The organism is Streptomyces bambusae, assembly GCF_019400985.1.
GTDB classification, from domain to species: Bacteria; Actinomycetota; Actinomycetes; order Streptomycetales; family Streptomycetaceae; genus Streptomyces; species Streptomyces bambusae_A.
The window spans coordinates 1-10,186 of the sequence record NZ_WTFF01000267.1; the positions used below are offsets into that span (position 1 = coordinate 1).

General features: G+C 70.7%; 9 protein-coding genes. All 9 read right to left on the bottom strand.

Annotated elements, in window-relative coordinates; translation table 11 throughout:
- Positions 1-71 precede the first annotated feature (71 nt).
- Positions 72-926 (bottom strand): thioesterase family protein, encoded by an 855-nt coding sequence (locus tag GPJ59_RS27820; protein ID WP_219670452.1) that lies wholly within the window; start codon positions 924-926, stop codon positions 72-74.
- A 42-nt stretch (positions 927-968) separates the two neighbouring features.
- Positions 969-1,625 (bottom strand): trimeric intracellular cation channel family protein, encoded by a 657-nt coding sequence (locus GPJ59_RS27825; RefSeq protein ID WP_219670453.1) that lies wholly within the window; start codon positions 1,623-1,625, stop codon positions 969-971.
- A gap of 106 nt (positions 1,626-1,731) precedes the next feature.
- Entirely contained in the window at positions 1,732-2,805 is a 1,074-nt protein-coding gene (locus GPJ59_RS27830) for an ABC transporter ATP-binding protein (RefSeq protein ID WP_219670454.1), read from the bottom strand.
- 5 nt (positions 2,806-2,810) lie between these two features.
- Positions 2,811-3,911 (bottom strand): ABC transporter ATP-binding protein, encoded by a 1,101-nt coding sequence (locus GPJ59_RS27835; protein ID WP_219670455.1) that lies wholly within the window; start codon positions 3,909-3,911, stop codon positions 2,811-2,813.
- The gene (locus tag GPJ59_RS27840) at positions 3,908-4,909 is read right to left on the bottom strand and encodes an ABC transporter permease (protein WP_219670456.1); all 1,002 of its coding nucleotides are present in this window, start codon (positions 4,907-4,909) and stop codon (positions 3,908-3,910) included. Before GPJ59_RS27840 ends, GPJ59_RS27835 begins: the two co-directional genes overlap by 4 nt.
- A 117-nt stretch (positions 4,910-5,026) precedes the next feature.
- Positions 5,027-6,790 carry an ABC transporter substrate-binding protein gene (locus GPJ59_RS27845; protein WP_219670457.1) on the bottom strand — a complete coding sequence of 588 codons (1,764 nt, stop codon included), beginning with the start codon at positions 6,788-6,790 and terminating at the stop codon, positions 5,027-5,029.
- A gap of 40 nt (positions 6,791-6,830) precedes the next feature.
- Positions 6,831-7,823: an ABC transporter permease gene (locus tag GPJ59_RS27850; protein WP_219670458.1), complete on the bottom strand. Its 993-nt coding sequence runs from the start codon at positions 7,821-7,823 to the stop codon at positions 6,831-6,833.
- Between the two features lie 498 nt (positions 7,824-8,321).
- Positions 8,322-9,062, bottom strand: a complete 741-nt coding sequence (locus GPJ59_RS27855; protein WP_219670459.1) for an enhanced serine sensitivity protein SseB C-terminal domain-containing protein — start codon at positions 9,060-9,062, stop codon at positions 8,322-8,324.
- Between the two features lie 80 nt (positions 9,063-9,142).
- On the bottom strand, positions 9,143-9,976 hold the full coding sequence (locus GPJ59_RS27860; protein WP_219670460.1) for an enhanced serine sensitivity protein SseB: 834 nt from the start codon (positions 9,974-9,976) through the stop codon (positions 9,143-9,145).
- Between the last annotated feature and the right edge of the window lie 210 nt (positions 9,977-10,186).

Below are 10,186 nucleotides of genomic sequence, written 5' to 3' on the forward strand. Positions count from 1 at the left end.
GGCCCGCCCCCTCCGCGAGCCGGCCGGCGCGCCCGCCGCGAGCGGCCGAGCGGGGCGGCCCGGGCCGTGGGTCAGCTCCGCGGCGCGCGAGCCAGTTGGCGGGACTGGGCGACCAGGCGGTCCGCCGAGTCCCAGACCTCCGCGTCCTCCTCCAGGAAGCCGCCGGCCACGTTCCGCGTGGTGATCGACACGCGCAGCGGGCCGGGCGCCGGGCGGTGGCGGATGTGGGTGGTCAGCTCGACGGTCGGCGCCCAGCCGATCAGGCCCAGGTCGAAGGCGGTGGGCGGCAGCGCGTCCACCGCGAGGAGCAGGGAGAAGGGGTCGGCGTCGCGGCCGTCGGCCAGTTCGAACCAGGCGCGCATCTCGCCCTTGCCCGAGGGGCTGCCCAGGGCCCAGCCCGCCGTGGCCGGGTCCAGGCGGAGCCGCAGCCGGTCCACGATCGCCGAGCTGCCGGGGATCGGGGCCGGGCCGGCGTCCGTACCGAAGCAGTCCTCGTACGCCGGCATCACCGGCGGGGTGGCGGTGGTGCGGACGTCGTCCGGCAGGGCGGAGAGGTCGCCGTACGAGGCGAGCACGCGGATGCGCTCGACCTCGGCGCCGTTCTCGTCGAACTGCACGAGCGAGGCCTGCCCGGTGGAGAGGGTGCGCCCGACGCGGACGGTCTCGGTACGGATCACCGCGGGGCCGGGGACGGAGGCGCTGAGGTAGTGCGCCGAGACCGTGAAGGGGTCCGGGTGCGGCAGGGCCGCGGAGAGGGCCCGTCCGACCAGGGCCAGCAGGTATCCGCCGTTGACGGCGGCGATGATCGTCCAGCCGGCGGAGAGCTCCGCGTCGTAGACCCCCGGCTCGCCCGCGCGGGGCGTGACGGTGGTGTCGCGGTCGAATTCGCTGTCGCCGATGGATGCCTGGGCCGCTGCGTATGACATGGAAGGAACGTACACCGGCTAGCTACTAAGCGGTAGCTTTTTCTATGGTTCTTCGGCCACCGCGGACCGGCGGTTCCAGGCCAGCGGCGCCTTCCAGTGGAAGCGCATCGCCAGCAGGCGCAGGACGAAGGTGGATGCCACGGCGAAGCCGCTGGTCACGGGGCCGAGCATGTCCAGGCCGATGAAGACGGCCACCAGGGCGGCGCCGACGATGGCGGGTACGGCGTACATCTCGCGGTCGCGCAGCAGGCTCGGCACCTCGTTGGCCAGCACGTCGCGCAGCACGCCGCCGCCCACGCCCGTGACCACGCCCAGCGCCGCCGAGGCGGTCAGGCCCAGCCCGTACTCGTACGCCTTGGTGGTGCCGGTCACGCAGAACAGGCTGAGGCCGGCCGCGTCGAGGACGCTGATGGCGCGGTTGATCCGCTGGACCTCGGGGTGGAGGAAGAAGACGAGCGCGGCCGCGATCAGCGGCGTGACGAAGAAGCTGAGCTCGCCGAAGGCGGCCGGCGGCACCGCGCCGATGACGAGGTCCCGGAAGAGGCCGCCGCCGAGGGCGGTGGCCAGGGCGAGGACGGCGATGCCGAAGACGTCGAAGTTCTTGCGTACGGCGAGCAGGGCGCCGGCCGTGGCGAAGACGAAGATGCCCGCGAGGTCCAGCGCGTGCTGGATGCCCGGCGGAAAGAGGTTCTGCAACACCGGCCCATTGTGCCGCGCCGCGACCTGCGAAAACGCCCGGGGCTCCGCCCCGCCCCGCGCGCCGTGAAAGGCGGGCGGGGCCGGGGGAGCCCCCGGGCGTCCGGTGTCAGGAGGTGGGCGCGTCCGGCAGGGCCGTGTCGCCCGGGGCCTGGTCTGGTGCGTTCTCCGGGTGGTGGCACGCGACCTGGTGACCGGTCTTCAGGGCCAGCAGGGGCGGTTCCTGGGTCTTGCAGACCTCCGTCGCCTTCCAGCACCGCGTGTGGAAGCGGCAGCCGCTCGGCGGGGAGATCGGCGAGGGGACGTCGCCCTTGAGCAGGATGCGGCCGCTCTTCGCGCCGCGCCGGCGCGGGTCCGGGACCGGCACGGCCGACAGCAGGGCCTTGGTGTACGGGTGCATCGGGGAGTCGTAGAGCGACTTGCGGTCGGTCAGCTCGACGATCTTGCCCAGGTACATCACCGCGATCCGGTCCGAGACGTGCCGGATGACGGAGAGGTCGTGGGCGATGATCACGTACGTGAGGCCGAGCTCCTCCTGGAGGTCGTCCAGCAGGTTGACCACCTGGGCCTGGATGGAGACGTCCAGCGCCGACACCGGCTCGTCCGCGACCACCAGCTTCGGCTTGAGGGCGAGGGCGCGGGCGATGCCGATGCGCTGGCGCTGGCCGCCGGAGAACTCGTGCGGGTAGCGGTTGTAGTGCTCCGGGTTCAGGCCCACGAGCGAGAGCAGGCGCTGGACCTCGGCCTTCAGGCCGCCCTCGGGCTCGACGCCCTGGAGCTTGAACGGGGCGCTGACGATCGTGCCGACCGTGTGCCGCGGGTTCAGCGAGCCGTACGGGTCCTGGAAGATCATCTGCACGTCGCGGCGCAGCGGCCGCATGCCCGCCACGCCCAGGTGCGTGATGTCGCGTCCCTCGAACTCGACCTTGCCGCCGGTCGGTTCGAGCAGTCGCGTGATCAGGCGGCCCATCGTGGACTTGCCGCAGCCCGACTCGCCCACGACGCCGAGCGTCTCACCGCGCCGGACGTCGAAGTCGATGCCGTCGACGGCCTTGACGGCACCGACCTGTCGGCGCAGCAGCCCCTTGTTGATGGGGAAGTGCTTGACCAGGCCGGTGACCTTCAGCAGCGGCTCCGGGGAGTCCACCGCCTGTGCGGGTACGGCCGCAGCCGTCTTCTTCATGTCGGTCACAGCTTCGGCGCAATCTCTTCGGTCCAGATCCGGGTCCGCTCCTCCTGCGACATGTGGCAGGCGGACCAGTGCCGGTCGGCGCCCTCCGCGGCGTCGACGAGCGTGAGCTCGGGCCGCTGCGTGCGGGTGATGCCGCCCTTGGGGACGTCGGCGTAGGGGCAGCGCGGGTTGAAGGCACAGCCGCTGGGGATGTTGATGAGGCTGGGCGGCGCGCCCTTGACCGGGATGAGGCGGTCGGTCTGGTCGCGGTCGATGCGCGGCATGGAGCCGAGCAGGCCCCAGGTGTACGGGTGGCGGGGCTCGTAGAAGACCTTCTCGGCGGAGCCGCGCTCCACGCACCGGCCGCCGTACATCACGAGGATGTCGTCGGCCATCTCGGCCACGACGCCCAGGTCGTGCGTGATCATGATGACCGCGGAGCCGAACTCCTTCTGCAGGTCCCGGATCAGGTCGAGGATCTGCGCCTGGACGGTGACGTCCAGTGCGGTCGTCGGCTCGTCCGCGATCAGCAGCTCGGGGTTGTTGACGAGCGCCATGGCGATCATCGCGCGCTGGCGCATGCCGCCGGAGAACTCGTGCGGGTAGGCGTCGACGCGCTTGGCCGGCTCGGGGATGCCGACCCGGTCGAGCATCTCGATCGCCCGGGTGCGGGCCTTCTTCTTGTCGACGTCCTGGTGGGTGCGGTACGCCTCGATGATCTGGTGGCCGACCGTGTAGTACGGGTGCATGGCCGACAGCGGGTCCTGGAAGACCATGGCCATCTTGCGGCCGCGCAGCTTGCGCACGTGCTCGGCGTCGGCCCGGATCAGGTCCTCGCCGTCGAGCCGGACCTCGCCGGAGATGTGCGGGCGGCTGCGGGCGTTGCCCGTGCGGTGCAGGCCCATGATGGCGAGCGAGGTGACGGACTTGCCCGAGCCGGACTCGCCGACGATGCCGAGGGTCCTGCCGCGCTCCAGGTCGAAGGAGAGGCCGTCGACGGACTTGACCAGGCCGTCGTCGGTCGGGAAGTGCACCTGGAGGTCGCGTACGGAGAGGAAGGGCTCGGAGCCCGGCGCCGGACCGGCCGGCTCGGGGACGAAGGAGGGGTTGTCGGTCACGTCAGCCTCACGCGCGGGTCGATGACGGCGTACAGCATGTCCACGATCAGGTTGGCCATCACCACGAAGAGCGCTGCCAGCAGGGTGATGCCCATGATCACGGGCAGGTCGCCCGCGCCGATCGCGGCCACCGCCGCCGTGCCCAGGCCCTGGAAGCTGAAGGTCGTCTCGGTCAGCACCGCGCCGCCGAGCAGGCCTCCGAAGTCCAGGCCGAACATCGTGACGAGCGGGGTGAGGGTGGAGCGCAGGGCGTGCTTGCGGATGACCACCCGCTCCGTGAGCCCCTTGGCGCGGGCGGTGCGGATGTAGTCCTCGCCGAGGACCTCCAGCATCGTGGCGCGGGTGATGCGGGCGTAAGTGGCGGCGAAGAGGAAGGCGAGGGTGACCCAGGGCAGGATCATGGAGTTGAGCCAGGCTCCTGGATCCTCGGTCAGGGGCCGGTAGTTGGACACGTCCAGCCAGCCCAGTCCGTAGACCAGGACGGCCGGGGCGACCATGCCGGTGAAGAAGATGGGGAGCGAGACGCCGGCGAGTGCGCCGACCATCACGGTCCTGTCGATGGCGGTACGTCGTTTCAGCGCGGAGACGACACCGGTGGCCACGCCCGCGATCACCCAGATGACGGCGGCGCCGAGGGCGAGCGAGAGGGTGACCGGGATGCGGTCGAGCATCAGGTCCCAGACCGGGGTCTCGGTCTTGAACGAGTAGCCGAAGCACGGCGCCGGGCAGTGGGTGGAGTCGACGCCGGTGTTGTAGTCGCGCCCGGCGACGATGCCCTTGACGAAGATCAGGTACTGCTCGGAGATGGGCTTGTCGAAGCCCATCTTCACGCGGATGCCCGCCAGGGCGGTCTCGTTGGTCTCGCGACCGGCGTACATCAGTGCCGGATCGGACCCGGTGATCTTGGGCACCGCGAAGAAGATGCCGAAGGTGACCACGGAGACCACCAGCAGCGTGGCGACGACGTTGAACAGTCGCCGGATGAGGTAGACGAGCACTGCAGTCGGCCGCTCGGGGCCGGCGGCCGCCGTCCCTTGTGGGGACGGCAGCCGCCGCCTGCGGCCTTCACCTGCCCTTCGGACTAGCGCATGTGCGGTGAAGGCACTTGCCTGCTGTTACTTGACGACGCCCACCGTGGCGAGGTCGATCTTGCCCATGGAGTCGTTGAAGTAGACGTTCGTCAGCCGCGGGTTGTGGTAGACGAAGGCCTTGTCGAAGTTGATCGGCAGGTAAAGGGCCTTCTCCATGACCTTCTTGTTGATGTCCGTGTAGAACGGAGCGGCGGCCTCGGGGGTCGCGGCGGACGCGGCCTTGTCGAAGAGCCCGTTGATCTCCGGGTCGTTGATCTCGGTGTAGTTGTTGTTGCCGTTCGGCAGGATGAACGATCCGTCGACCAGCGGCTGCAGGAAGCCCGAGCCGGAGTTGTAGTCGGCGCCCCAGCCCATGACGATGATGCCGTAGCCCTTCTTCTTCACGTTCTCGGGCGAACCGATCGTGGAGGAGGAGAGCTTGCCGTCGAACTGGTCGATCTTCGCCGTGATGCCGACCTTGGCGAGGGCCGCCTGGAGCGACTCGGCCGACTTCACCTCGGGGGCGCGGTTGTTGCGGACCGCGATGGTGGTCTCGAAGCCGTCCGGCTTGCCGCAGGCCTTCAGGGCCTCCTTGGCCTTCTCGACCTGGGGCTCGCCCTTGGTCAGGCCGAACGGGTCGTAGGACTTGTCGGAGCCGGGGATGCCGGGCGGCAGCATGTTGGCGCCGAGGTCACCGGAGGTCGGGCCGCCGCGGGCGTTCTGCAGCGACTTCGGGTCGGCCGCGTAGATGACGGCCTTGCGGCACTCGATGTTGTCGAACGGCGCGACCGTCTGCGGGAAGGCGAAGTAGCGGATGTAGCCGGTGAACGGGTTGTCCGCGTTCTTCTTCAGCGCCGGGTCCTTGAGGACCTTGTTCTTGCCGGCCTGCTGCATGCCGGTGCCGTCGACGGCGAGGTCGATGTCACCGGAGAGCAGACGGGCGTCCATGTCGTCCGGGTTCGTGGTCACCGTGAAGGAGACCTTGTCCGGCAGGCCCTTGCGGATCGTGTCCGTCTTCGGGTCCCAGTGCTCGTTGCGGACGAAGGTCGCGCCCTTGCTGGCGGTGAAGCTCTCCACCTTGTACGGGCCGGTGGAGACCGGCTTGTTGGTGTACGTGGCGCCGGTGTCCTTGCCCGCCGGGACCGGCGAGGAGGACGGCATGGCCAGCAGGTAGGAGAAGTCCGAGTTGGCGCTCGCCAGGTTGAAGACGATCGTCTTGTCGTCCGGCGTCTCGACCGACTTCAGACCCATCTTGTTCGGGTCGGTGTCCTTGTACGGGCCGGGGTACTTCTGGCCCTGGTCGAGCAGGTCGATCAGGTACGTCGGACCGCCGGACAGCACGTCCTGCGCGAAGACGCGCTCGATGCCGTACTTGAAGTCCTTCGAGGTGATCGGCGTGCCGTCCTCGAACTTGACGCCGTCCTTGATCTTGACGGTGTACGTCTTGCCGTCGTTGCTGAGCACCGGCAGCGCCTCGGCGAGGTCCGGGACCAGCTTGGTGCCGTCCGCGCCCGGCTTGCTGTCGTACGCGAGCAGCTGGCGTATGTACAGGCGCTGCATGTTCCACACGAAGCCGTAGTAGGCACGCGCCGGGTCGAGGTAGTCGACGTCCTGGGGCGACCAGAGCTTGAGCTCGCCGCCCTTCTTGTCCGACGGGTTGACGACGCCCTTGGTGGCGGCGTCGAAGGCGGCGTTGCTCGATCCCTCGCCGCCCTTCTTGCCGTCGTCGCCCTTGTCACCGCACGCGGCGGTCAGGGACAGGGCGGCGATCACGGCGGTGATCGCGAGTGCCTGCTTTCTGCGGATCACGTTGGTCCAACCTCCATTTGTGGGTGAAACGGTGAGCGGTTCAGCTGCCCTTGGGGTCGAGTGCGTCACGCAGCCCGTCCCCGAAGAGGTTGAACGCCAGGACGGTGATGAAGATCGTGAGACCGGGGACCACCATGTACATGGGGTCGTCCTGGTAGATGGGGACGGCGTCGGAGAGCATCTTTCCCCAGGAGGCGGTCGGCGGCTTGACGCCGGCGCCGAGGAAGCTGAGGGCCGCTTCCGTCAGGATGTTGGTCGGGATGATCAGCGTCGCGTAGACGAGGATCGGGGCGACCAGGTTCGGCAGCAGTTCCTTGATCAGGATGTAGCCGCGGCCGGCTCCGAGGCTGCGGGCGGCCTCGACGTACTCGCGCTCGCGCAGCGAGATGGTCTGGCCGCGGACGATCCGGCCGATGTACGGCCAGCCGAAGAAGCCGATCACGAGGACCAGGACGCCCATCCGGACCCCGGTGCCCTCGAAGCCCCAGAGCGAGTCGGGGACCACGGAGACCAGCGCGATCGTGAACAGCAGCTGCGGGAAGGCGAGGAGCAGGTCCATCACGCGGCTGATCAGGCCGTCCACCCACCCGCCGAGGAAGCCGGCCAGGGCGCCGAGCAGGCTGCCGATGACGACCGACACGAAGGCGGCGAGGAAGGCCACGGTCAGGGAGATCCGGGCGCCGTAGACGATGCGGCTGAACACGTCGCGTCCGTTGGTGGGTTCGACGCCCAGCAGGAAGTCGGAGCTGATGCCGCCGAAGGAGCCGAGCGGCGTGCCCAGGTCCGGGTCGATCAGGTCCTCGTGGAACTCGTTGGGCGGGTGGCCCAGCAGGCTCACGATCGCCGGGGCGAAGACTGCCACCAGGATCAGCAGGATCACGACGATGCCGCCGGTCAGTGCGACCTTGTCGCGCTTCAGCCGCATCCAGGCGATTCGGCCCGGTGAGCGGCCTTCGATGGCCTTGGCAGGGACGTCGGCCGTGACGACGGGCGCGGGTGTTTCCGCGCTCGTGTCGTGCAGTGGTGCCGTCATCGTGGTGGGGACCCCTCTCGGCCGACGGGTGGTCGGCCCATGCCGCCGCGGTCAGCGGCGTTGGTGCGGAGTGGAGCGTGTGAGAAAAGCGGTTGCGGAAGAACCGGGAGAGCGGGACTGAGCTGCTCTTGGTGGGGGAGTCTTCATCGGGCGCTCGATCAGCCGCCAGACCCGCAGACCAATGGATGCGCAACCGTGATGTGAGGGTCCGATTCCCGTTATCCGGACTGTGCTGACGGCTCAGCGGAGCAACACCGTCCGTTCGGTACGGAACCGGACATCATGCCCAACTGGCCCTAGCTGTAAGCACTTTGGGCGCCCGAGGCCGATTAAATCCGGACAACTCACGGACAACAGGAAGGCCGTACGGAACGGGTGTTCCGTACGGCCTGGGTGATTCCGCTCCGGATTGTCTCAGGGTCCGGTCGGGCGGCTGCGTACGCCGGTCGGCGCGCCTGGTCGGTGCGCCTGGTCGGTGCGTCTGGTCGGCGCGCCGGGTCAGTACGCCGGGGCGTGTCCCTCGCGGTCGTAGAAGGGCCGCGTCTGGGCGCGCAGCCACATCGCGACGGGGTCGTGCTCGTCCGCGAGCGCCACGGTGCACACCGGGACGCCGTCGGGCACCGCGCCGACCGACTGGCGCATCATGCCGCGTACGGATTCCAGGGCGGGCGGCGACGTGTCGTACAGGTCGAGCCCGACGGCCAGGTACGGCGACCCGACGGCCGGCTGGACCCAGCAGCGGCGCAGGGCGCGCACGGCCGGGGTGCGGTGCGCGTGCTGGGTGAGCAGCGCGTAGAACTGCGGCAGCTCCAGCGTGGGCTCCGACAGCCGCAGCGGGCCGGCCGGCATCCGGTCCAGGCCGGTCGCGACCCGGCGCAGGTCGGCCCAGGGGATGCCGAGGCCGCCGCCGGGGGCGTGCGGGTTGAGCCACAGGCCCCAGCGGTCGGGGTAGAGGGCGCGGGCGATGTCGCGGCCGGTGACGACCTCGTAGGCGCGGTTCCAGCCGCTGGCGGACAGCTCCTGCGGGGAGGTCACACAGGGCGCGTAGCCCAGGCCCTCGACCTCCATGCCGCCGTACTGGGCGTCCGGGGAGCCGGGCTGCCCGTGCCAGAGCAACATCCACAGGCGGCCCTCGGCGAGGGCGTGCAGCAGCGCCTCGTAGCTGTCGTAGCGCCCGGGTGAAACCTGGCGCAGCATGTGCTCGACCTGCCCGGCCGCGGCCGTGCCTGACGCACTCACCCGGAACCCCTCTTCCGCCCGTCGTCGATGCGTGCCCCGGCCGGTGACCCGGCCGGGAAATGGAAACAGCTTATGCGGACCTACGGGATGTAGAACGGGCGCACGCGCGTGGAGAGCCAGTCGGCCACCGGATCCTCGGTGGCGTCGAGCAGGACCAACTGCACCGGCCAGGGCGGCCGGACCCGGCCGAGGGCGCGGCCGAGGGCGTCCATCGGCAGGTTCCGCATGTCGGGCCCGCTCCCCCAGGCCCCGTCCGGGGCCCCCGTCGCCAGACGGACGCCGATGTACAGCTCGGGGTCGCCGCCCTCGACGCTGGCCAGGCAGCGGTGGGCGGAGGCGACCACCCCGGTGGCCCGGAACTCCTCGGCGGCGGCGCTCAGGAAGTCCACCGGGTCGTCCTGCCAGTCGGGTTCGAAGAGCCGGACCCGGCCGCCGCTGGCGGGCCCGTCGAGCGGGGTGCGGCCCGCGCGGCACAGCTCGGCGACGGCGGGCGGGGGCAGCGGGACCCCGACGGCGCCCTCCGGGTTCACGGCGATGCCGAGCTGCGGCGGCAGGCCGCGGGCGAACTCGACGGCGGGGGCGACGGCGAAGTCCATGGCCACGCCGACGCAGGTGCGGAACTGGGCCTCGGAGCTGTAGACGGGGACGTAGGCGGCGCCGCCGATGTCCATGGTGGGCAGGGTCAGCCCGCCGGGGCTGTCGGGCCCGCCGCCGGCGGGCAGCGGCACCCAGAGGTGGCTGCGCCCCAGCACCTCCAGGATCCGGCCCCCCGCGTCGGGGTGGCCCAGGGCCGCCCCGAGAACCGCTTCGAGCTCGTTGGCCGGCCAGCCGCTGCCGCTGCCGTTGCCGTCCCCGTGGCCGTCGCCGTGGCCCTGGCCGTAGCCGTCGCTGTAGCCCTCGCCGTAGCCGTGCATGCGCGTCGTCGCCTTTCGTTCCGCCGTCGTGGGGAGCGTAGTCCCCGGGCGGGGCAGCCCCCGCCGCGCCTCCCGGCGGGCGTCTACGGGTGGAAGGTGATCCGGGTGATCCGGGCGGCCGCCGGCCGGTCCAGCAGGGTCGCGGAGGCGCAGCCGGCCGGGAGCCGGCCCGTCTCGGCGGCCCGCAGCAGCCGGGCGGCGGCGCCGCGG